We start from the raw sequence: 22217 nt of genomic DNA, 5'->3' as shown, positions 1-22217 counted from the left end.
GGGCCATGATAGACCCGGAAGGTGCCGGGTGAGCAAATCAGGCCTGGATGTCGACGGCCTGGGGGACGCGCGCGCCCAGCATCGCGCTCAACAGGATGTAGCTCAGGCCGGCAGCCGCGATGCCCACCAGGGGCGCGACCCAGGGCGAGCAGAAGGCCGCCAGGGTGCCCAGGCCATAGGCGCACAGCCCGGACCAGTTCCAGGCGGGCAACTGGCTGTCGGCCAGGCGCGGGTAGCGGCCGCGCCAGCGATAGAAAAAGTCGGCCATGATCACCCCGCCAATCGGCGGAATCACCGTGCCCAGCAGCACCAGGTAGGGCACCAGCAAATCGTACATGCCGAGCATCGCCAGCAAGGTGCCGATCAGCGCGCCCACCAGGGTCACGGTCTTGCGTCGACGGGTGCGCAGCAAGTTGCAGCCAGCCACGGCGAAGTTGTAGATGGTGTTGTCCTGGGTGCTCCAGATGTTCAACAGCAGCATGGCCATGGCCGCCATGGCGAAGCCTTGCAGCAGCAAGACCTCCACCACGTCCGGCTGCTGGTAGACGATGGCGCCGTAGGCACCGATCAGCACCATCAGGCCGTTGCCGATGAAGAAACCGATCAGGCTGGCGCTCACCGCCACCCGCGCCGAGCGGGAGAAACGGGTCCAGTTGGTAGCTTGGGTCGCGCCGCTGACAAAGGTGCCGAACACCAGGGTCAGGGCCGTGGACAGGTCCATGGTGGCGCTGGGGGTGAGGGCCAGCAGGCCGTCGAGACCGCCGACCTGAGTGGTTGCCACCGCCATCGACAGCACCAGCAACAGGCCCATGGCCGGCACCGCGATCCACGACAGGATCTCCAGGCCGCGATAGCCGATATAGGCGGTGGCGCAGAACGCCATGCCGAACAGCAGCATCAGCCCCAGCACCGCGCCCGAATCCAGCTGGAAATACTTGCCCAGCACCACCGCGGCTGTGGCGGTGCCCCAGGCGTACCAGCCGACCTGGGTCAGGCCGAGGATCAAATCGCTGAGCTTGCTGCCCCGTTCACCGAAGCAGAAGCGCCCCATCAGCACGGTGTTCAGCCCGCTCTTGAAGGCGATGTAGCCCAGGCTTGCGGCGTAGATCCCCAGCAGCAGATTGCCGACGAGGATCACTGCCAGCAGGGTCGGGAAGTCGAAAGCCACCCCCAGCTTGCCGCCGGCGAACATGGTGGCGGTGAAGAAGGTGAAGCCCAGCAGCACCATGGCCATGGAGGCCAGGCCCTTGCGGGCGTGCTGCGGAACTTCGCTCAAGGGGTAGTCGTTGCCGGGTTCGTGCTGGGTCATGGCCTGTCCCTGGTCGCAGTGGTGCCTCGCCGTTGCAGGCGCCGTGCCAAACCGGTACCGCCGGGGCGGGCGCCCCAGCAGTTATAGCCGATGCCCGTGGGTCTGCACCGGATGCAGGCGGCACCGGGGCGAAAGTGGTGCACTGCCGCGTGGCCGATTTCAGTCCTGGTCGGGACTGAAAATGCTTTCGATGGGCAGCTGGAAGGCCCGGGCAATCTTGAACGCCAGGGGCAGGCTGGGGTCGTAGCGGCCGGTCTCGATGGCATTCACCGTCTGCCGTGATACCTCGAGCCGGGTGGCCAGTTCGGCCTGGGACCAGCCTTGCCGGGTACGCAGTTCGCGCAGTTGGTTGTTCATCGGTAGCGCCGCACGCCGGCCACCGTGGCCAGGGCCCAGACCAGGCCCATCACGGGCCATACGTAGAACATCGAGAGCCGGGGCAGGCCGGCGGTTTCCAGGAAGCCGTAGCTGAAGGTGATCAGCGCGGTGCAGACAAAGGACAGGCCCAGGGCTTCGAGCTGGATGCGCCGGGCCAGTTCGTCCATGCGCCGCAACTGGCGCACCACCGCCAGGGCCATGGCCACCATGGGGATCACCGGCACCAGGGCCAGGGCGATCTTGCCCGGGCCCGGGTTCAGGTCCGCCAGCCAGTGGCTGCTCAGCAGCACGCAGGCGATGTAGGCCAGCAAGGCCAGGCCGAATTCGACGAAATAACGTTTACTGCCCATGGGGCGATCTCCTGAAGTAAAGTGTCCTTTACATTAGGCGCGAGTCTTTTCTGTGTCAAGGGTGCTTTACATCTGGTGCTCTGCTCAGTCGAACAGGGTCACGCTGCGCCGTCCCTGATGGAAATCGAAGGCTTCCTGGATATCCCGTTCCACGGTGCGGCCCTGGGACAGCGGCGGCAATTGGTCCGGGGCGAAGAACGCTGCGTCGCTGGTTTCGCTACCTGCCACCGGGCTTTCGCCATCGTGCCGTTCGCAGAGGAAGTAGAGCTTGTAGAAGTCCCGGTGATCCGGCTTGTAGGGGCCCTTGGCCTTGTGCCGCAGGCCGTACAGCTGGCGCACCGAAACCTGCAGCCCGGCTTCTTCGTGGATTTCCTTGATGATGTTCTGCGCCGCCGACAGGCCGACATCGGCGTAGCCCCCGGGCAGGGCCCAGAGGCCGTCGTGCTGCTCGCGCACCAGGAGGATCTTACCGTCCTCGATCAGCGCGCCGCGCACTTCCACCATTGGTGTCGAATAGCGTTGGGCGAAGTCCGAGACCAGATCGGTGATGCGCTCCAGGGGCACGTTGCCCAATTGCGCCAGCATGCCGTGGGCGATGTCGGCGATTTCCTGGTAGCGCTCGCGGTCGTGCACGTCCTGGCAAAAGTGCAGGCCGGTCGAGGCGATGGCTTGCAAGCGTTTGGCGTGGGTCAGCCAGCTGCTTTCCATAAGAGAGGTTCCTGCAACGTCAAAGAGAAGGCGCTTGTTTTAAGCCCTTGGCGAGCAGGGAGCAAGCACCACGCCGCGCCAGGCGGCGTGGTGCTGTTGGATTACCCCGCGAGATCCTGCCGGTGGCAACGCACCTGCTGGTCGGCATCGCCCAGCAGTTGTTGTGGCAGCTCGCAGCCCGGGCCGCGCCGGCTGCAGCGGTCGAAGAAGAAGCAGCCGGCGGGCAGCTTGCGGTTGCCCGGCAGTTCGGTGGGGGCCGAGACCTGGCTGTCCGCCAGGGGCGCGCCCAGGCGTGGCACCGCATCCAGCAGCAGTTGGGTGTAGGGATGGCGCGGCCGCTCCAGCACCTGTTCGGCGCTGCCCAGTTCGACGATCTGCCCCAGGTACATCACTGCCACCCGGTCGGCCATGTGCCGCACCACCGAAACGTTGTGGGAGATCAGCACAAAGGTCAGGCCGCGGCTGCGTTGCAGGTCTGCCAGCAGGTTGAGGATCTGCGCCTGCACCGAGATGTCCAGGGCCGAGGTCGGTTCGTCGAGGACGATGATGTCTGGGTTCGACGCCAGGGCCCGGGCAATGGCGATGCGCTGGCGCTGGCCACCGGAAAACTGGTGCGGGTAGCGCTCCAGGTATTCGCCGCGAATACCCACCTGCTGCGCCACCTTGGCGGCGATCTCGCGCATCTGCCCGGCCGGGGTGTTGCCCAGGGCGAACAGCGGCTCGGTGATGATCTTCCAGATCGGCAGGCGTGGGTCGAGGGACGATTGCGGGTCCTGGAACACGATCTGCACGTGGCTGTGGCGCTCGCGGTCGCTGGCGTAGGCCCAGCGCAGGTCGCCGCTGCTGGGCTTGACCAGGCCCATGAGCAGTTGCGCCAGGGTGCTTTTGCCGCAGCCGGATTCGCCGACGATGCCCAGGGTTTCCCCGGGGCGCAGTTCCAGGTCGATGCCGTTGAGGGCATGGGCAAAGGCCCGGGGCCGCCCCAGCCAATCATTGCTCAGGGGAAAACGCACTTGCACATCGTTGAGGCGCAGCAGCGGCGCGCTACCGGTTTGGGAGTGGGTGGCGGTCATTGGGCGGACTCCGGGGCAGCCAGCCAGCAGGCGCTCTTGCGCTGCTCGCAGGCGTTGATCGAATGCAGCGGCGGACGCTCGGCGCAGATCGCCATGGCCTGGCTGCAGCGTTCGCGGAAGGTGCAGCCGCCGGGCAGGTGGGCGAGGTTGGGCACTTGCCCGGGAATGGTCAGCAGCGGTGCGCCGGGGGGCACCTGTTCCGGCAGGCCGCTGAGCAGGCCGCGGGTGTAGGGATGCTGCGGGTCGAGCATGACCTGGGCGGTGCTGCCTTGCTCGACCACGGCGCCGGTGTACATCACATAGACCCGGTCGCAGAACTGCGAGACCACCGCCATGTCGTGGGTGATCAGGAGGATCGCGGTGCCCCGTTGCCGGGCCTTCTCGCGCAGCAACAGCAGCACCTGGCGCTGCACCGTGACGTCCAGGGCGGTGGTCGGCTCGTCGGCAATCAGCAACTGCGGATCGCAGGAAAACGCCAGGGCGATCATCACCCGCTGGCGCATGCCCCCGGACAGCTCGAAGGGGTAGGCCTGGAGCACCTGCTCGGGGTCGGCGATGTGCATGTCTCGCAGCAGGGCGATGGCCTTGGCCCGGGCCTGCTCCTGGCTCAGGCGCTGGTGATGGATGATCACGTCGAGCATCTGCCGGCCGATGCGCCGGGTCGGGTTGAGGGCGGTCATCGGTTCCTGGAAGATCATCGCCGCGTCGCGGCCGCGGATCTGCAGCAGCTGTTTTTCCGGGGTGGCGAGCATGTCGCGGCCCAGCAGGCTGAGGCTGCCGGAGGTGATGCGGTAGCTGCGTTCGGGCAGCAGGCGCAGGCTGAGCATGGCGGTCACCGACTTGCCCGAGCCGGACTCGCCGACCACGCCGACGATCTCCCCCGGGTTGACGTGCAGCGACACGCCGTTGAGCGCCTGTACGTTGCTGCGGTAGGCGGGGAATTCCAGGCTCAGGTTATCGATGTTGAGAACGGCGGATGAGCTCATGGTCATTTCCCCTGTTGCCGTGGATCGAGCAGGTCACGGATGCCGTCACCCAGCAGGTTGAACCCGGTGGCGGTGAACAGGATCGCCAGCCCGGGAAAGGTCGAGTACCACCAGTTGTCGAGGATGAAGTTGCGCCCGGTGGCCACCATCGCCCCCCATTCGGCGGTGGGCTGCTGCGCGCCCAGGCCAATGAAGCCCAGGGCCGAGGCCATGAGGATGGCGCTGCCGATGTCCAGGCTCAGTTGCACCAGTAATGGCGGCATGGCGTTGCGCCCCACGTGCCAGCTGACGATGTGCCAGCGCCCGGCGCCGTAGGTCTGGGCGGCCTTGACGTAGCCCATCTGGCGGATGCTCAGGGCCTGGCCTCGGGCCAGGCGCACGTAGAACGGAATGCGCACCAGGGTGATCGCCAGCATGGCGTTGAACAGGCTCGGGCCCAGGGCGGCGGCCAGGGCCATGATCAGCACCAGCGACGGCACCGAGAGCATGATGTCCATCAGGCGCATGATCAGGCTGTCGAAGCGCCCGCCGATGATCCCCGACAGGCAGCCCAACAGGCCCCCGGCCAGGCACGAGGCGAAGGCCACGAACAGGCCCACGCCCACCGACTGGCGGCTGCCGTGGAGCACCCGGCTGAACAGGTCGCGGCCGACTTCGTCGGTGCCGAACCAATGGCTGGCGCTGGGGGCGGCCAGGCGTTCGGCCAGGTTCAGGGCATTGGGATCATGGCTCGACAGCCAGGGGGCGAAGGCCATGCACAGCAGCACCAGCAGGGTCATGCATAGCCCGGCGATGGTCAGCGGGCTTTGCCGCACGCGGTAGCCCAGGTAGGCCAGACGCGCGCGCCAGCCGTTGGCCTGGACCACGGGCAGCGGCAGGGGAATGTTCAAGGGAGCGGACATCTCAATTTACCTCGCCAATGCGCGGGTCGATCACCCGGTACAACAGGTCGATCGCCATGTTCAGCAGCACATAAATGAATGACACCAGGATCGCGAAGCCCATCACCGCCGGGAAATCCAGGGCCTGGATCGACTTCACCACATAGGCGCCCATGCCCGGCCAGGCGAACACGGTCTCGGTCAGCACCGCGCCGTACAGCAAGTCGCCCAGGGTCAGGCCGAGCACCGTCACCGAGGGGATCAGGGCGTTGGGCAGGGCGTGGCGCAGGATCACCGCCCAGCGCGACAGGCCATAGGCCCGGGCGGTGCGGATGTAGTCCTCGCCCAACTGGTCGAGCATGGCCGAGCGAATCTGCCGCGCCACCACCCCGAGGTTGACGAAGCCCAGGGTCACGGCCGGCAGGATCAGGTGCTGCAGGGCATTGAGAAACAGCGGGATATCCCCGGCCAGCAACGAGTCGATCAGGTAGAAACCGCTGATCGTCGGCGGCGGCTCCAGGCCTTCGTCCAGACGGCCGCTGCCGGGCAGCCAGCCCAGGTGGCCGTAGAACAGCAGGATCAGTCCCAAGCCCAGCCAGAACGCCGGGGTGGAGATCCCGGTGACCGCCAGGGTGCGGGCGATCTGGTCAATAAAACGGTTGTGATAGACCGCCGACAGCACCCCCAGCGGCACGCCCACCAGCACCGACAGCAGCAGCGCCGCCAGGGCCAGTTCCAGGGTGGCCGGGAAGAACGCTTGCAGGTCCTCCAGCACCGGGCGGCTGGTGCGGATCGAGGTGCCCAGGTCGCCGTGCAGCAGGTCGAGCATGTAGCGGCCATATTGCTGGTACAGGGGCAGGTCCAGGCCCAGTTGGTGGCGGATGTTCTGCACGATCGCATCGCTGGCCCGGTCGCCGGCGATCAGCCGCGCCGGGTCGCCGGGAATCAGGTGCGAGATGGTGAAGGTAATCAGCGAAACCCCGACCACGACCAGCAACAGGCCGAGCAGGCGTTTGCGCAACATATTCAGGAAGGCCATGAGGCAACCTCGTTAACGCTTGACGAACGGCAGGGGCGACAGCAGCCCCGCAGCGGGGACACGGCAACCCGGCGCCGGCCCGGTTCAGGGGCTGGCGACGGGGATCGCAGGGCCGGTCCTACTTGCTGATTTCGGCGATGTTGAACACCTGTTCCAGCATCGGATGGAACACGTAGCCCTTCACCGAATCGCGCATCGGCAGGCTGTAGTTCTTCTGGTACAGGTAGGCGTAGACGTTGTCCTTGAGGACGATCTTCTGCGCCTTCTGGTACAGCTCGATGCGCTTGGCGGTGTCGTTGGTGGCCGCCGCCTCGCGGATCAGGCTGTCGACCTCGGGGTTGCTGTAGAACGAGCGGTTGCCCGGCAAGCCCTGGAGGCTGGAGTCGAACCAGAAGTTCATGAACATGTAGGGATCGGCGAAGTCCGGGCTCCAGGAGCCGATGGCCACGTCGTAGTCACCCTTGCCGACCCGTTCACGCATGGTGGCGTTGGCCAGTTTCTCCATCTTCAGGTTGATGCCCAGGGGCGCCAGGCCCGCTTGCAGGGTCAGGCCGATGGACTCCCAGTTGGCGTCCTTGTCCGAGTACAGGTAGGTCAGATTGCTGATCTTCTGCGGGACCTTGGCCAGGCTGGCCTTGGCGCCGTCGAGGTTCTGCTGCATCAGCGGCAGGCTCGGGTCGTGGGCCCACATGCCGTCTGGGATCGGCCCGTTCATCAGCTTGGCCTGGCCCTTGAGGATGCCGTCGACGATGCCCTTGTAGTCGATGGCCTGGACCAGCGCCTGGCGTGCCTCGACGTTGTCCAGGGGCGCGCGCTGGTTGTTCAGGTACAGGTAATTGACCCGCAGCGAGGGGAAGGTCTGGATCACCACCCCGGACTTGCCGGCCAGGGTGCCGAGCTGGTCTTCGGGCATGTCCTCGATGATGTCCAGGTCGCCGCGTTCCAGTTGCAGGCGGCGCACCGAGGCTTCGCTGATGATCTTGATCACCACCTTGTTCAGGCTCGGCTTGGGGCCGGCGTAATAGCTGTTGGGCTCCAGCGTCAGCGACTGGCCCTTCTGCCAGTTGCTCAGGCGGAAGGCCCCGGAGCCGGCGGTATGGGTCGACAGGTAGGCATTGACGTCCTCACCCTTGTTGGCCACGTCCGGGTTGATGATGCCGCCGCCGTTGTGGGCCAGGGTGTAGAGGAAGGGCGCATAGGGCTTCTTCAGGGTGAAGCGCACGGTCAGCGGATCGACCACGGCCACGCTCATGTCATCCGGGAAGGCCCCGGACGGGCCCTGCTTGAGCTGCATCAGGCGCTCGAAGGAAAACTTCACTGCCGCAGCGTCCACCGGCTTGCCGTCGTCGAACTTGTTGCCGGGCTTGAGTTTGAAGTCCCAGGTCAGGTTGTCGGCGGAGGTGCTCCAACTCTCGGCCAGGTCGCCCTGGACTTCGGTGCTGCCTTTGCCGTTCTCGACCTTGTAGGTCACCAGCTTCTGGTAGGCCGGGTAGGTCACGGCCCAGTCGTTGTTGTCGATGGTCACGGCCGGGTCGAGGGTCTGCGGGTCGGCGGCCTTGCCGATCATCAGGGTGTCCTTGGGCGCAGCGGCGCTGGCCGCCTGCCAGGCCCCCAGGCTCAGGGCGGCGCACAGCAGCGACAGGGCGACACGGGTGGACAGACGCACATCAGGGTAATTGCGCAGATTTGGGGTCATGCCGGTTTCCTTGATCATTCGATGTTGGGAAGTTCGTCAGGTTTTTTATAAAAGCTATAACCGGGCAGTTGGAGCTGAAGCGGTGTTGCGGGTAACGACCGGCTTGGGGCAGTGGGCTGCCTGTTGTTGTGGCCGGCTGGGGAACGGGAGATCAGTGTTCGAAGGGCTGGTCGTGCTCCTGGATCAGGGGAAAGTCCTCGGCGTTGGGCAGCTCGTAGTGCCACCATTCGGTGGGGATCGCCTCGAAGCCGGCGCTGAGCATGATCCCCAGCAGCAGCAGGCGATTGCGCTGCACCTGGGGCGGCAGGTCGCTGTAGAACTGGTGCGACTTGGGCTCCATTGCATCGAAGGCGGTGCCCATGTCCAGGGGCTGGCCGGTTTCATCCACCAGGGTCAGGTCCACGGCCACGCCCCGGGTGTGGTGCGAGCCCAGGCGTGGGTCGCGCACGTAGTCCGGATTGGGCAGGGCCTGCCACAGCAGCTGCTGGGCGTAGGCCGGGCGATAGGCGTCGTAGATGCGCAGGCCCAGGCCGGCCATGCGCGCCAGCTGGCTGGCCTTGTACAGGCAGGCGGCGGCGTCCTTGTGCAGCAGGCAGCGGGCGTTGCGGTAGATCACCTGACCGGCCAGGTTGTCGGCGCTGGCGTAGATCAGGTCGATTTCCAGTTGGTGGCGCTGGGCGTCGATTTCGACAAGGGGGCTGTTGTTCACTCACTCACTCCATCTGGGTTAACGCTTGAAGGTCAGGACTCGAACTGGCCGAAGGCTTCCTGCAACTGACGGTTCTTCGCCAGGCGCTGGTCCAGACGTTCGCCATAGCCCTCGGCCACGGCGGACACCATCAGGTTGAACAGGCAGGTCAGCGGCGCCAGGGAGTCCCAGAACTGGCCGACATCGGTTTTCAGTTGCAGCAGGTCCAGCGGGTAATCCCGGGCCCAAGGGCATTGCAGGTCGGTGACCAGGGCCAGGGGCAGGGCATTGGCGTTGGCTACTTCGCAGAAGGTCTGGGTGATGGCGGAGTAGGCGCGGAAGTCGGAAATGATCGCGTAGGGCTTGGCGAAGCCCGAGTTCAGGGTCTCGGCATAAATGCCCGACAGGCCATCGACGTAGTAGACCTTGGGCCGGATGTATTCCAGGTGGCTGTGGAAGGCGTTGAGGATGCCCCGGGTCGACTGGATGCCGATGATGAACACCGCGTCGGCCTCGACGATCTGCCGCACGATATCGGCGAACGGCTGGCTGCGGGCCAGGCCGTAGACGTGCTGGATGGCTTCGATCTCACGATGCATCGAGCGCTCCAGGGCATCGTCCTGATGGGCCTCGCTGCGAAACGCGCCAAGCCGGTCGGTGATCAGCCAGGAGGCCGGGGCATCGCCGCGCAGGCCTTGCTTGACGTCATCCAGGTTGCGGTAGCCCAACGAACGCAGGAAGCGCCCCACGGAAATGCCGGTGGTGCCGGCTTGCTGGGCGATGCTGTCAGCGGTCTCGAAGGGCAGTTGCTGGAGGTTGGCCAACAGATAGGTAGCGATGCGCTTGCCGGTGGGCGTCAGGCTTGCAAACTGCTGTTCCAGGGTGACTTGGAAACTGTTCTTGTCCATGACGATCTCGCAGGGCGTTCGCGGAAAATGTTATCAAGGTTTCATTTTTGTGGCCTGTGTTAGAAACATAACATCGGCTTTCGCGACAAAACAAGGCTTTTGTCCGGGGTGGTCGTTTTCGGCAGAAAGTGACGTTGCTGGCTATCTCAGCGAGGTGCAGGGGAAGCGTTCAGCCAGCGCCCGAGGTCGCTGATGGCGGCTTCCACACAGGTGCTGCGACCGCTCCAGCTGCAGGCCAGCATCAGGTTGCGCGGCAGGTTGAAGTCTTCTACCGCAAAACCCTGGGCGTCGCGCCCGGCGTCATCGTGGGGCACCTGCTGGCGCAGGGTCGCGGGGCCGCTGAAGTAGGCCCACACCGGCTTGCCCAGGGCGATCGCCGCACCCACTTCGAAGGCGGTGCCGGAATCCGGCTCCAGGCCGCGAAAGTCGTTGAGGTTGGCCAGCAGGGCGTCGCAGTCGCGGATCATGGCCAGGTTCTGCTGGCAGATCCACTGCGCGGTGGCGTCTGGCGAGAGGTTCTGCGGGGCCTGGTTGTCCAGGGGGAACAGACCGTGCAGGCCCTGAACGCTGCACAGTCGCTTGAGGTACTCGCCATGGGCCTGGGCGTCGCTGCGAAACACATCGAACCCGGCGAGGTAGATACGTGGGCTCATGGCCAGCTTCCTTGCGACCTGCAGATGGTTCGGCTTATTCGCCGCGATAGATGCAGCCGCTGGTGCAGGTTTCGTGGATGCGAATCGCCGAAAGCTCCGGCAGCAGGGGCTTGAGCTCGTTCCAGATCCATTTGGCCAGGACCTCGCTGGTGGGGTTTTCCAGGCCGGGAATGTCGTTCAGGTAGTTGTGGTCCAGACGCTCGTAGAGCGGCTTGAAGATGGCCTTGATTTCCGAGAAGTCGCGGATCCAGCCGGTGTGTGCGTCGACCTCGCCGCTGAGGTGGATCGCCACCTTGAACGAGTGGCCATGGAGGCGGCCGCACTTGTGGCCCTCGGGCACGAAAGGCAGGCGATGGGCGGATTCGAAGGTAAATTCTTTGAAGATTTCCACAGTGTCGGTCAGCTCTGTCAGATGGCGATCGCCGGGGGGCGAGTTGAGGCAGGCGGCGAGTTTATCAGCTTGGCCCCAAGGCTGCGGAAAAACCCTGACTAAAGGGTCAGTGCGCAGCGCAGCTCTGGATTTACAGGCTTTGCAAGCGCTCGCCCAGGCGGTTCTGCGCCGCCAGTTCGAGAAACTCGTCCCCCAGGCGCCGGCTTTCGTCCATGGCGCTGCGCCAGTATTTCTGCCGGCTGGCGTCGTCGCCCATGAAACGCTTGAAGTCGTTGCGGTCCGGCAGCTTGCCGTAGGGCAGGCGCGCCAGGTACTCCTTCGACGGCGCCAGCAGCAAGACGTCCCGCAGGCGCTCCGGGCTGGCCCGGCGCCAGGGCAGGGTCTTGTCGAACCAGCCGGGAATCACCCGGTCGGTGAAGTGCGGGTAGAGCACGATGTCGCTGCCGCTGTAGGGCAGGTCGAGGTGGTAGTCCAGCAGGCCGCCGTCGCGGAAGGTGCCGGCCCCGGCGCCGGGCAGTTCGCGCACGCCCTGCATGACCATGGGAATCGAGCCCGAGGCCAGCAGGGCCTGGCGCAGGTTGCCGCGGTCCAGGGGCACAAAGCGCGAGGGGAAGTCTTCCAGGGCCAGCAGCGGCGGCGCCAGGCGCGGGTCGTGCAGCACCAGGCGCTCGAAGTGCCGGGACAGGCGCGCGCGGCCCCGCAGGTTGTCGGCGATCACCGAGGACAGGCCCAGGCCGAGGCGTGCGCGGTGATCGTCCGCCAGCAGGCCGTGGCTCTTGACCACCATGATGTTGAGCCTGTAGTGGGGGTTGTCGAGGATCGAAGCGTCGCGGCCATCGAGCAGGTCGTCGAGCATGCGCCGGGAGCTCTGGCTGATCTGCGCCATGGTCACGCCCTTGGCGAAACTCTGGGCGTTGTACAGCTGGCCCAGGCGGCGGATGCCTTCGGCGGCGTCCGGCAGGCAGGCGCTGGCAAAGCGCCAGGAACCCACCGACGCGCCGATCAACGAACGCTCACGGGGGACTGCGGGCAACCATTCACCGAACAGCGCCAGGTCCAGCCCCTGAATGCCCAGGGCCTTGGGCCCGCCGGCGGCGCCCGGCAAGGTGCCGACTTCGCCGGCGTGCAGGCCTTGACGACGGATGCGGGCCAGGGCGCGGGGGCCGGCCTTGAGGGACAGGGCGGGAAACTTGATATGGATGGCGGTCATACCGGGCTCACTCTTGAATCAGCCGCCGAGTATAGAGAACCCCGCCGCTGCGGGCCGAGTGAAACTTGTGTCAGGCCCATGATGGCCATTCAGTTTCAATTAAGTTGCCTTGGGTATCGTCGGCGTCATCGGCCTTTGGCCACTGACCTTGGAGACCTGCCATGAAAACCCTGACCGCGCTGTTCGGCGCCAGCCTGATTGCTCTGACCACCAGCCTGGCCGCCAGCCTCGCCCATGCCCGGGACCTGGGTCCGGACGAAGCCCTGAGGCTGCGCGACGCTGGTACCATTGTGTCCTTTGAAAAACTCAATGCCACGGCCCTGTCCCGGCATCCTGGGGCGAGCATCAGTGAAACCGAGCTGGAAGAGGAGTACGGCAAGTACATCTACCAGGTTGAACTGCGCGATCCGCAAGGGCTGGAGTGGGACCTGGAACTGGACGCGGTGACCGGCCAGGTGCTCAAGGACCATCAGGACACTTAATGAACTCGACGATGCGCGCCGGCAGCCGGGCGGCCCTGGCGCTGTTGCTATTCTGCTCCCTGGCCGTGGCCCGCGACCTGGACCAGGACGAGGCCCTGCGCCTGCGCCAGCGGGGGGTGATCCTGCCTCTGGAGCAACTGCTGCAGCAGGCCATGGACCGCTATCCCGGTGCCAGGCTGCTGGAAGCCGAACTGGAAGAAAAACATGATGTGTACATTTACGAGGTCGAGCTGTTGACCGTGGACGGCGTGGTCCGCGAGCTGGATCTGGATGCCGCCACTGGGCGCCTGTTGAAAGATGAGGAAGATGACTGATGCGCCTGCTTGTGGTGGAAGATCACGTATCCCTGGCGGATGAACTGCTGGAGGGCCTGAAACTTCAGGGCTACGCGGTGGACTGGCTGGCCGACGGCCGCGATGCCCTGTACCAGGGCGCCAGTGAACCCTATGACCTGATCATTCTCGACCTCGGCCTGCCCGGGGTCCCGGGACTCGATGTGCTGCGTCAATGGCGTGCCGGTGGCCTGGCGACCCCGGTGCTGATCCTCACCGCCCGCGGCTCCTGGGCCGAGCGTATCGAAGGTCTGAAGGCCGGCGCCGATGATTACCTGAGCAAGCCCTTTCACCCCGAGGAGCTGCACTTGCGGGTGCAGGCGCTGTTGCGTCGCTCCCACGGCCAGGCCAATCAGCAGACCTTGCAGGCCGCCGGGCTGCATCTGGATGAAGGCCGCCAATGCGTGGTCCGCGATGGCCAGGACGTGTTGCTGACCGCCGCGGAATTTCGCCTGTTGCGCTACTTCATGCTGCACCCGCAGCAGATCCTGTCCAAAAGCCACCTGGCCGAACACCTGTACGACGGTGAAACCGAACGCGATTCCAATGTCCTTGAAGTCCACGTCAATCACCTGCGGCGCAAGCTGGGGCGCAGTGTGATCGAAACCCGCCGTGGCCAGGGCTACCTGTTCGGCGGGAGTGATTCGTGAGGTCGATCCAGCGCCGTCTGAGCCTGGGCCTGATCACGGTGATGGTGGTGGTTGGCCTGGTGCTGGCGCAGACCAGCCTCTGGCTGTTCGAAGTGGGCCTGCAACGCTACCTGGAGGCGGGGCTTCGGGAAGACAGCGAGAGTTTGCTGCTGGCGCTGGTAAGAGGTCCTCAAGGTTTGCAACTGGACGAGCGTCGTCTGTCGCCCGCCTATCAACGGCCTTTTTCCGGGCATTACTTCCGTATCGATTTCGCCGATGTGCATTGGCGTTCCCGATCCCTGTGGGATCAGGAACTGCCGCAGCTGGAGCGCGCCGGCTTGCAAAGCAACCTGCAACTGGGGCCGGAAGGGCAGCAACTGCTGGTATTGCGCAGTGACTACAAGCGCCTCGGGCAATCGATCTCCATCAGCGTGGCCCAAGACTACACCCCCGTACGCGAGAGCTTCCAGCGCATGCGTCAGGTCGGCCTTGGCCTGGGGCTGGCGGGGTTGCTGCTGATCCTGTTGCTGCAGCGGATTACCGTGCGCCGCGCCTTGCGCCCCCTGGAGACCGCACGGGAGCAGATTGCCCAGTTGCAGCAAGGCCAGCGCTCGCAGTTGGATGCCCAGGTGCCGGTTGAACTGGAGCCGCTGGTGGCGCAGATCAACCATTTGCTGGCCCACACCGAGGACAGCCTCAAGCGTTCACGCAATGCCCTGGGTAACCTCGGGCACGCGTTGAAGACGCCGTTGGCGGTGCTGCTGAGCTTGGCCAGCGGGGCGAAACTGCAAGGGCATCCTGAGGTGCAGCGGATGCTTCAGGAGCAACTGGAACAGGTGCAGCAACGGCTCAATCGCGAACTCAATCGTGCGCGCTTGGCCGGCGATGCCTTGCCCGGCGCCTTGTTTGAATGTGATGCCGAACTGCCGGGATTGCTGGCCACCTTGAACATGATCCACGGCGAGCATCTGGACCTGAGTTTTCAGGCGGCGCCCGGGTTGCGCCTGCCCTGGGATCGCGAGGACCTGCTGGAGCTGCTGGGCAACCTGCTGGACAACGCCTGCAAATGGGCCGATGCCCAGGTACGCCTGAGTGTCGAGGAGCGGGCCATGGGGTTCTTCCTGGCGGTGGACGACGATGGCCCGGGGATTCCCCAGGAGCGGCGCAGTGAAGTGTTCAGTCGCGGAGCGCGTCTGGATGAGCAGACCGATGGCCACGGCCTGGGCCTGGGCATCGTGCGGGATATCGTTGAAGCGTGGGGCGCAACCCTGAGCCTGGAGGAGAGCGCGCTGGGTGGCTTGCGGGTCGAAATCGCACTGCCCAGGCGCTAGGTCGACGGGCCGGGGAGGGCCGCTGTGCGGTCCGGCGCGAGCAAGTCCTCGTGCCACCGTCAGCGCCTTCCTGTGACAGTGGGCTTTGCGGCCACCGTCACCTTAAGCCCGTTGCCTCTGTTCAGACGCGGAACTGATCCATCAGGCTCTGTTGCTGGTTGGCCAGGCTGTTGAGGGACTGGCTGACCCGCGCCGATTCATTGGCTTGTTCCGACAGGGATTCGGTGACGTCACGAATGGTCGCCACGTTGCTGTTGATCTCCTCGGCCACTGCGCTCTGCTGTTCGGCGGCGCTGGCAATCTGCAGGTTCATGTCGCTGATCACCGTCACCGCGTCGCCGATCTGGCGCAAGGCGGTCACGGCCTGCCCCACTTGTTCGACGCTGCCCTGGGCCTGGCGATGGCTGCTGTTCATGGAGCCCACCACGTCCCGGGTGCCGGTTTGCAGTTGTTCGATCACTTGGCGGGTTTCCTCCACCGATTCCTGGGTGCGTCGGGCCAGGTTGCGCACCTCGTCGGCGACCACCGCGAAACCGCGCCCAGCTTCCCCGGCGCGGGCTGCTTCGATGGCGGCGTTGAGGGCCAGCAGGTTGGTCTGCTCGGCAATCGAGCGGATCACTTCCAGTACCGTGCCGATCTGTTCGCTGTTGGCAGCCAGACCTTCGACCTGGGTCATGGCGGCGCTCATGTCGGCGGCCAGTTGGTCGATGCTGCGGGTGGTGCGGTCGATCACGCTCAGGCCCTGTTGCGTGGCCTGGTCGGCATCCCGCGCCGCTTGAGCCGCCTGGGCCGCACTGCGGGCCACGTCCTGGGCGGTGGCGCTCATTTCATGGGAGGCAGTGGCCACCTGATCCACCTGACGATACTGCTGTTCCATCCCGGCGCTGGTCTGGGTGGCGATGGCCGATGACTGGTCGGCGGTGCCGCGGGCGTCCTGCACCGAGCGTTTTACTTCGGCAATGATCGGCTGCAGCTTGTCGAGGAAACGGTTGAACCAGCCGGCCAGTTGCCCCAGCTCGTCCTTATTGTTGTACGCCAGGCGCCGGGTCAGGTCGCCTTCGCCGCTGGCGATGTCTTCGAGCATGTGGGCCACACCGAGAATCGGCCGGGTCACGCTGCGCGCCATCAGCCACACCAGCAGCAGGCCCACCAAGGCAGCCAGCAGGCCCAGGCCCAGTTCCATCAGGGTGCCGCTGCTGTTGCTGGCGTCCAGTTCGCTTTTCAAGGCTTCGGCCGGACCCACCAGGACCTTTTCCGGCACATCCAGCAGCACGCCCCAGGGCTGGCCGCCAGGGATCGGAGTGAAGGGGGCGAGGACCTTGAGTTTCTGATTGCTGTGCAGGCTGTGGGTTTCTGGGCTGCTGGCCAGTTGGCGGATCAGTTGCGCGCCGTTGACGCTGTCGACGCTGTCCAGGCGCTGGCTGAGTTTGCCGGCATCCGGGCTATGGCCGGCCAGCAGGCCTACCGGGCTGAGGATGCTGACGCTGGTCTGGCCGGCGTAGAGCTTCTGGCTGGCATTGCGGCTGATGGCCTGCAGGCTGTTGAGGTTGATGTCCACCGACAGCGAGGCGATGACTTTGCCGTTCACCAGGAGCGGGAAGACGATGCTGGTCATCAGCACCTTCTGGCCGTCGATGTCATAGAAGTAGGGCTCGATCACGCAGGGCTTGAGGGTGCTGCGCGGGCAGGTGAACCAGGCATTGGCCGGCTGGCCGCTGGGCCCGCTGCGGGTGTCGTTCATGTCGCTTTCCGGCAGCGACATGGAGGTCAGCTTGCCTGGGGTGGGCTGTGACCAGTACAGGGCGAAGCGGCCTTTTTCGTTGCTGCCCAGCTCGCTCTGGCCGCTGAACAACTCGTCCTTGCCATCCAGGGCGTTGGCTTCGAACACCAGGGACAGGCCCAGCAGGTCGGGATTGGCCTGCAACGCCGACTTGACCTGGCGGGTCAGGTCTTCGCGCAGGTCGAAGGCGTCAAGGAAGCGTTTCTCGGCCTGTTCCCGCAGGAACAGCACCTGGCGGGAAAAGCCGTGGCCGTATTGATAGGCGTCCATGAACTGTTGGCGAATGCCCAGTGCCTGGACTTCACCCTGGGCTTCGATCCGGGCCTGGGCCGCTTCATTGAGCATCTCCATGCTCGACGCTTTCACCCGCTCGGAGCTGTGCTCCATGCGATACAGCGAAAGTCCCACCAACAGCGACACGATGCCCAACAGGCAGAGTCCGGCCAGCAGGGTGATCTTCCATTGGATGGAAAGTTGTCTGAGCGACATGAAGGCGTCCTTTATTCGATAAATATCTGAGACTTTGCACTGTAACGGCCGACGAACGGTGTTCTTTAAACGCTTGTTCGAAATAAGCCGCGCTGTCTTGGGCTTCACCGGGATTGGGGTTTTGACAAGCCGGGCCTGCTGCTGCAAAGTGCGCGCCCCTAATAAGAACCTCTTTCATTTCGATGTCGGCAGTCCGCTGCCTTCCGGTCGGTCACAGGCTTTTGCGCCATTTTTAGCGGCGCAGTAATGAGGTAACGATGATTAACGCAGTAATTGCCGCGGTTGGCGTGATGCTGGTGCTCAGCCTGTCCCGCGTGCATGTAGTGATCGCCCTGATCATTGGTGCCCTGGTGGGCGGTTTGACGGGCGGCCTGGGGATCGAGGCCACCCTCAAGGCGTTCAACAGCGGTTTGGGTGGTGGTGCCACCGTGGCCCTGTCCTACGCCTTGCTCGGCGCTTTCGCCGTGGCCATCGCCAAGTCCGGCCTGGCCCATGCCCTGGCGGACAAGATCCTGATACTGGTGGATCGCCAGGACGCCCACGGCGGCGGCCAGGTCAAATGGCTGCTGATCGGCCTGTTGTGGGTGGTGGCGATTGCCTCGCAGAACATCCTGCCGATCCACATTGCCTTCATTCCACTGCTGGTGCCGCCGCTGCTCTATGTACTGACCAAGTTGCAGCTGGATCGGCGGTTGATCGCCTGTGTCATCACCTTCGGCCTGATCACCCCCTACATGTTCCTGCCGGTGGGTTTCGGCAACATCTTCCTCAATGAAATCCTCCTGGCCAACGTGGCCCGCAGCGGCGTGGACATCAGCCAGGTCAATGTCACTCACGCCATGGGTATTCCGGCCCTGGGCATGCTCTGCGGCTTGCTGCTGGCCTTTGTCAGCTACCGCAAGAAGCGCATCTATGACCTGGACCGGATCGAGAAAGTCGAGCAGGTGGCGGTGCAGTACAACCCGCGGACCCTGTTGGTGGCGGGCCTGGCGATCATCGCTGCGTTCGTGATCCAGTTGTTGCTGGACTCGATGATTATCGGGGCTTTGTGCGGCTTCCTGATTTTCTCGGTGTCGGGCATCGTGCGCTGGCGCGAGACTGACGACCTGTTCACCGAAGGCATGAAGATGATGGCCATGATCGGCTTCATCATGATCGCCGCTTCGGGGTTCGCCGAAGTGATGAAGGCCACCGGCGAGGTGAAGAGCCTGGTGGAAGCCTCGGCGGCGTGGATCGGCCACAGCAAGGGCGTGGGCGCCTTGCTGATGTTGCTGGTGGGCCTGTTGGTGACCATGGGCATCGGCTCGTCGTTTTCCACGGTGCCGATCCTGGCGGCGATCTTTGTGCCCTTGTGCGTACAGCTGGGTTTCAGCCCGTTGGCGATTGTCTGCATCGTGGGCACCGCCGGGGCGCTGGGTGACGCGGGCTCGCCGGCCTCGGATTCGACCCTGGGCCCGACCTCGGGGCTGAATATCGACGGCCAGCACCATCACATCTGGGACACCGTGGTCCCGACCTTCCTGCACTACAACCTGCCGCTGCTGGCCTTTGGCTGGGTCGCGGCCATGGTCCTCTGATTATCTCGCTCTCGTAGAAGTCGGGGGGGGGTGTAGGAGCCCGCTTGCCAACGAAGGCGTCGGCAAGGTCGGAGCAAGGCTCAAGGGCCTCTTCGCCGGCAAGCCGGCTCCTACGGGTTCAGGCTCAACTTTTGTTTTGGCGTGCCGTTAACGCGGTTATCACGCCAATAAAAAACCAAGAGTGAGTCCCTTATGCGCTTGAGCCTGAAGGCCAAAGTCCTGTCCCTGGCGGTGCTCCCGGTACTGCTGTTTGCGCTGGTGATCAGCCTGAGCACGGTGTTCATGCTGCGCCAGCAGGCCCAGAAAGAAGTCGAGGAAACCCGTCATCGGCTGCTGGGCGAGGCCAAGGCCACGCTGCAGAGCTATGTCGAAGTGGCCCTGAACACGGTCAAGCCGCTGTACGACGCGGCGGCGCCTGGGGATCAGGCGGCGCGGGCCGAGGTGGTCAAGCTGCTGTCGAACATCACGTACGGCAAGGACGGCTACTTCTTCGGCTACGACTCCGAGACCGTGCGCCTGTTCAAGGGCAACAGCCCGGACGGCGTGGGCAAGAGCTTCAAGGACAATCGCGACCCCAACGGCGTTTACGTCAACCGCGAACTGGTGCGCGTGGGCAAGGACGGTAGCCATTACGTGCAATACAGCTCCACTCAGCCGGGCAGCGACGTGCTGGTGCCCAAGCTGGGTTACACCGAGTACCTGCCCAAGTGGGACATGGTGCTGGGCACCTCGGTCAATCTCGATGGCATCGACGCCCAGGTGGCTGCAGTCCAGGACAGCGTCAACCAGCGCATGGAAGGCATGGTCCTGAGCATTCTCGGGATCGCTGCGGTGGTGCTGCTGGTGATTGCGGCCCTGGGCATGCTGGTGGCCAACACCATGCTGCGGCCGCTGAACCTGATGAAAGCCAACCTCGATGACATCGCCGCCGGTGAAGGCGACCTGACCCGGCGCCTGGCGATCACCAGCCAGGACGAGCTAGGGGATCTGGCCGGTTCGTTCAACCGTTTTGTCGACAAGATCCACGGTCTGGTACGCCAGATCACCGAGATGACCGGGCAGCTCACCGAGCTGGTGACCCAGGTTTCGGATCAGGCCCAGCGTTCGGAACAGGCCATGGAGCGTCAGCGTCACGAGACCGATCAGGTGGCCACGGCGATCAATGAAATGTCCTCCGCGGCCCATGAAGTGGCCCGCAGTGCTCAAGGTGCGGCGGTGGCGGCGCAACAGACCGATGAGGAAGGCCAGGCGGCCAAGCGCGTGGTGGATGGCAGCATCCAGCAGATCCATGCCCTGGTCAGCGATATTCGCAACAGCGGCACGTCCCTGGACAGCTTGCAGCAGGACGTGTCGTCGATTGTCAGCGTGTTGGATGTGATCCGCTCCATCGCCGAGCAGACCAACCTGCTGGCCTTGAACGCCGCCATCGAAGCGGCCCGGGCCGGGGAGGCCGGGCGTGGTTTCGCGGTGGTCGCCGATGAAGTGCGCGCCCTGGCCAGCCGTACCCAGCAAAGCACCCAGGAAATCCAGGGCATGATCGATCGCCTGCAGCAGGGCACCCGGGTGGCGGTGGATGCCATGCGCCGCTCCAGCGATGCCGGCGATGGCACCTCGGTGAAAGCCAACGAGGCCGGTGCCTCGCTGGACACCATGGCCCAGCTGATCGGCACCATCAATTCGATGAACGCACAAATCGCCAGTGCGGCAGAGGAGCAGACCGCGGTGGCTGAAGAGATCAACCGCAGCGTGCACCAGATCGCCGTAGCGGTGGACAGCGTGGCCGATGAAACCCAGCGTGGCGCCCAGACCTCCCGCAGCCTGGCGGACCTGGGGCAGCGCCTGGGTCGGTTGGTGGGGCAGTTCCGGATCTGATACTGTGCCCAGCCAGCCGCCCGGGGCGGCTGGCCAGAGCGCTGTACCTCAGGCGCTGATGTCGCGCATCAACAGGCCGAAGCGCAGGTCCACCTGATCGGGGATCGGCAGGTACACGGTGTGGCCATCCCCCGGAGCGACTTCGATGGCTTGGCCCTTGGCGTTCTGCAGTTCGTGCAGGTCGAAGTGGAAGTTGCCCTTGGGGGTCATCAGTTCCATGTGATCGCCCAGGGCGAAGCGGTTCTTTACCTTCACTTCTGCCAGCCGGTCACGGCGTTCGCCGGTGAGTTCACCGACGAACTGCTGGCGTTCCGACACCGAGCTGCCGTTCTGGTAGTTCTGGTACTCGTCATGTACATGGCGCCGCAGGAAGCCTTCGGTGTAGCCGCGCTGGGCCAGGGACTCCAGGTCGTTCATCAGGCTGCGGTCGAACTCGCGTCCGGCGGCGGCGTCGTCGATGGCCCGGCGGTACACCTGGGTGGTGCGGGCACAGTAGAAGTGCGATTTGGTCCGGCCCTCGATCTTCAGCGAGTGCACGCCCATGCGGGTCAGGCGTTCCACGTGCTGCACCGCCCGCAGGTCCTTGGCATTCATGATGTAGGTGCCGTGTTCGTCCTCGAAGGCCGGCATCAGCTCGTCCGGACGATTGGCTTCCTGGAGCAGGAACACCTGGTCGGTGGGCGCTCCCAGGCCCAGGGTCGGCTCCGGCTGGAAGGTCTGGACGATTTCCCCGAGGTTGTTCTCGGTGGCTTCCTCGGCCTTGTATTTCCAGCGGCAGGCATTGGTACAGGTGCCCTGGTTGGCGTCGCGCTTGTTCATGTAGCCCGAGAGCAGGCAGCGTCCGGAATAGGCCATGCACAGGGCGCCGTGGACGAAGATCTCCAGCTCCATGGCCGGCACTTTTTGACGGATTTCCTCGATTTCTTCCAGGGACAGCTCCCGGGACAGGATGATCCGGGTCAGCCCTTGCAGTTGCCAGAACTCGACGCTGGCCCAGTTCACCGTGTTGGCCTGCACCGAGAGGTGGATCGGCATGGCCGGGAAGTGCCGGCGCACCAGCATGATCAGCCCTGGGTCGGACATGATCAGCGCGTCCGGGGCCATCTCGATGACAGGCTCCAGATCCTTGAGAAAGGTCTTGAGCTTGGCGTTGTGCGGGGCGATGTTGACCACCACGTAGAAACGCTTGCCCTGGGCCTGGGCCTCGCGGATACCGAGGGCCAGGTTGGCGTGGTCGAATTCGTTGTTGCGTACCCGCAGGCTGTAGCGCGGTTGGCCGGCGTACACCGCATCGGCGCCGTAGGCGAAGGCGTAGCGCATGTTTTTCAGGGTGCCGGCGGGGGCCAGGAGTTCGGGCTTGGCGAGGAGCGTCATGGGGCTGTCGGTCGCAAAAGGTCGCGAGGGTAAGCCAGTGCTGGCGGGCATTCATTGATCTGGATCTATGTCTGGCGCAGA

The 22217-nt window shown here is 64.8% G+C and carries 22 protein-coding genes and 1 pseudogene; 6 read left to right on the top strand and 17 right to left on the bottom strand.

The window, feature by feature from the left end; translation table 11 throughout:
• Positions 1-37: 37 nt before the first annotated feature.
• The 14 genes from codB to ACSSVC_RS25070 form a co-directional block, all read right to left on the bottom strand.
• Positions 38-1309: a cytosine permease gene (gene codB, locus ACSSVC_RS25135; RefSeq protein WP_346635180.1), complete on the bottom strand. Its 1272-nt coding sequence runs from the start codon at positions 1307-1309 to the stop codon at positions 38-40.
• Between the two features lie 159 nt (positions 1310-1468).
• Positions 1469-1666: a helix-turn-helix transcriptional regulator gene (locus ACSSVC_RS25130; protein ID WP_346635179.1), complete on the bottom strand. Its 198-nt coding sequence runs from the start codon at positions 1664-1666 to the stop codon at positions 1469-1471.
• Positions 1663-2037 carry a hypothetical protein gene (locus ACSSVC_RS25125; protein ID WP_123727841.1) on the bottom strand — a complete coding sequence of 125 codons (375 nt, stop codon included), beginning with the start codon at positions 2035-2037 and terminating at the stop codon, positions 1663-1665. Before ACSSVC_RS25125 ends, ACSSVC_RS25130 begins: the two co-directional genes overlap by 4 nt.
• Positions 2038-2121: 84 nt before the next feature.
• Positions 2122-2745: an NUDIX hydrolase gene (locus ACSSVC_RS25120; RefSeq protein WP_346635178.1), complete on the bottom strand. Its 624-nt coding sequence runs from the start codon at positions 2743-2745 to the stop codon at positions 2122-2124.
• A 101-nt stretch (positions 2746-2846) separates the two neighbouring features.
• A complete protein-coding gene (locus ACSSVC_RS25115; protein ID WP_346635177.1) occupies positions 2847-3818 on the bottom strand; it encodes an oligopeptide/dipeptide ABC transporter ATP-binding protein in 972 nt (323 codons plus the stop codon).
• Positions 3815-4810, bottom strand: a complete 996-nt coding sequence (locus ACSSVC_RS25110; RefSeq protein WP_346635176.1) for an ABC transporter ATP-binding protein — start codon at positions 4808-4810, stop codon at positions 3815-3817. Before ACSSVC_RS25110 ends, ACSSVC_RS25115 begins: the two co-directional genes overlap by 4 nt.
• Positions 4807-5706: a D,D-dipeptide ABC transporter permease gene (gene ddpC, locus ACSSVC_RS25105; protein ID WP_346635175.1), complete on the bottom strand. Its 900-nt coding sequence runs from the start codon at positions 5704-5706 to the stop codon at positions 4807-4809. The genes ACSSVC_RS25110 and ddpC overlap by 4 nt, the downstream gene beginning before the upstream one ends.
• Before the next feature lies 1 nt (position 5707).
• Positions 5708-6724 (bottom strand): ABC transporter permease, encoded by a 1017-nt coding sequence (locus tag ACSSVC_RS25100; protein WP_346635174.1) that lies wholly within the window; start codon positions 6722-6724, stop codon positions 5708-5710.
• Between the two features lie 118 nt (positions 6725-6842).
• The gene (locus ACSSVC_RS25095; protein WP_346635173.1) at positions 6843-8420 is read right to left on the bottom strand and encodes an ABC transporter substrate-binding protein; all 1578 of its coding nucleotides are present in this window, start codon (positions 8418-8420) and stop codon (positions 6843-6845) included.
• A 151-nt stretch (positions 8421-8571) separates the two neighbouring features.
• Positions 8572-9129, bottom strand: a complete 558-nt coding sequence (gene ddpX / locus ACSSVC_RS25090) for a D-alanyl-D-alanine dipeptidase (RefSeq protein ID WP_123727847.1) — start codon at positions 9127-9129, stop codon at positions 8572-8574.
• 32 nt (positions 9130-9161) lie between these two features.
• Positions 9162-10016, bottom strand: coding sequence for a MurR/RpiR family transcriptional regulator (locus tag ACSSVC_RS25085; protein ID WP_346635171.1), 855 nt, complete (start codon positions 10014-10016; stop codon positions 9162-9164).
• Between the two features lie 146 nt (positions 10017-10162).
• On the bottom strand, positions 10163-10669 hold the full coding sequence (locus tag ACSSVC_RS25080; protein WP_346635170.1) for a nucleoside 2-deoxyribosyltransferase: 507 nt from the start codon (positions 10667-10669) through the stop codon (positions 10163-10165).
• Positions 10670-10703: 34 nt separating this feature from the next.
• On the bottom strand, positions 10704-11060 hold the full coding sequence (gene queD, locus ACSSVC_RS25075; RefSeq protein ID WP_011062303.1) for a 6-carboxytetrahydropterin synthase QueD: 357 nt from the start codon (positions 11058-11060) through the stop codon (positions 10704-10706).
• Between the two features lie 130 nt (positions 11061-11190).
• A complete protein-coding gene (locus ACSSVC_RS25070; protein WP_346635169.1) occupies positions 11191-12270 on the bottom strand; it encodes a patatin-like phospholipase family protein in 1080 nt (359 codons plus the stop codon).
• 161 nt (positions 12271-12431) lie between these two features.
• Between ACSSVC_RS25070 and ACSSVC_RS25065 the strand changes: the two genes are divergently transcribed.
• From ACSSVC_RS25065 to ACSSVC_RS25050, 4 genes are read left to right on the top strand one after another with little or no spacing between them, the layout of a single operon-like run.
• Complete coding sequence (locus ACSSVC_RS25065) at positions 12432-12752, top strand: PepSY domain-containing protein (RefSeq protein WP_346635168.1); 321 nt, start codon at positions 12432-12434, stop codon at positions 12750-12752.
• Between the two features lie 11 nt (positions 12753-12763).
• Complete coding sequence (locus ACSSVC_RS25060) at positions 12764-13066, top strand: PepSY domain-containing protein (RefSeq protein WP_402887585.1); 303 nt, start codon at positions 12764-12766, stop codon at positions 13064-13066.
• A complete protein-coding gene (locus ACSSVC_RS25055; protein ID WP_123727854.1) occupies positions 13066-13734 on the top strand; it encodes a response regulator transcription factor in 669 nt (222 codons plus the stop codon). Before ACSSVC_RS25060 ends, ACSSVC_RS25055 begins: the two co-directional genes overlap by 1 nt.
• Positions 13731-15044: a sensor histidine kinase gene (locus ACSSVC_RS25050; protein WP_492611603.1), complete on the top strand. Its 1314-nt coding sequence runs from the start codon at positions 13731-13733 to the stop codon at positions 15042-15044. Before ACSSVC_RS25055 ends, ACSSVC_RS25050 begins: the two co-directional genes overlap by 4 nt.
• Before the next feature lie 121 nt (positions 15045-15165).
• Here ACSSVC_RS25050 and ACSSVC_RS25045 read toward each other — a convergent pair whose 3' ends face one another.
• Together ACSSVC_RS25045 and ACSSVC_RS25040 are read right to left on the bottom strand one after the other, a co-directional pair.
• Positions 15166-15921 (bottom strand): methyl-accepting chemotaxis protein, encoded by a 756-nt coding sequence (locus ACSSVC_RS25045; protein ID WP_404940064.1) that lies wholly within the window; start codon positions 15919-15921, stop codon positions 15166-15168.
• Between the two features lie 102 nt (positions 15922-16023).
• Positions 16024-16170: pseudogene (locus tag ACSSVC_RS25040) on the bottom strand (HAMP domain-containing protein); the annotation flags it as partial.
• Positions 16171-17573: 1403 nt separating this feature from the next.
• Between ACSSVC_RS25040 and ACSSVC_RS25035 the strand changes: the two are divergent.
• Positions 17574-18890: a Na+/H+ antiporter family protein gene (locus ACSSVC_RS25035; RefSeq protein WP_346635205.1), complete on the top strand. Its 1317-nt coding sequence runs from the start codon at positions 17574-17576 to the stop codon at positions 18888-18890.
• A 192-nt stretch (positions 18891-19082) separates the two neighbouring features.
• On the top strand, positions 19083-20762 hold the full coding sequence (gene ctpM, locus ACSSVC_RS25030) for a methyl-accepting chemotaxis protein CtpM (protein WP_346635164.1): 1680 nt from the start codon (positions 19083-19085) through the stop codon (positions 20760-20762).
• A 48-nt stretch (positions 20763-20810) separates the two neighbouring features.
• Here the strand turns inward: ctpM and trhP are convergent, their stop codons facing one another.
• Positions 20811-22136, bottom strand: a complete 1326-nt coding sequence (gene trhP / locus ACSSVC_RS25025; protein ID WP_346635163.1) for a prephenate-dependent tRNA uridine(34) hydroxylase TrhP — start codon at positions 22134-22136, stop codon at positions 20811-20813.
• Positions 22137-22217 lie beyond the last annotated feature (81 nt).

It is taken from the genome of Pseudomonas sp. E1BtOHC1 (assembly GCF_058744285.1).
This window is presented reverse-complemented; position numbering and strand designations above follow the sequence as displayed.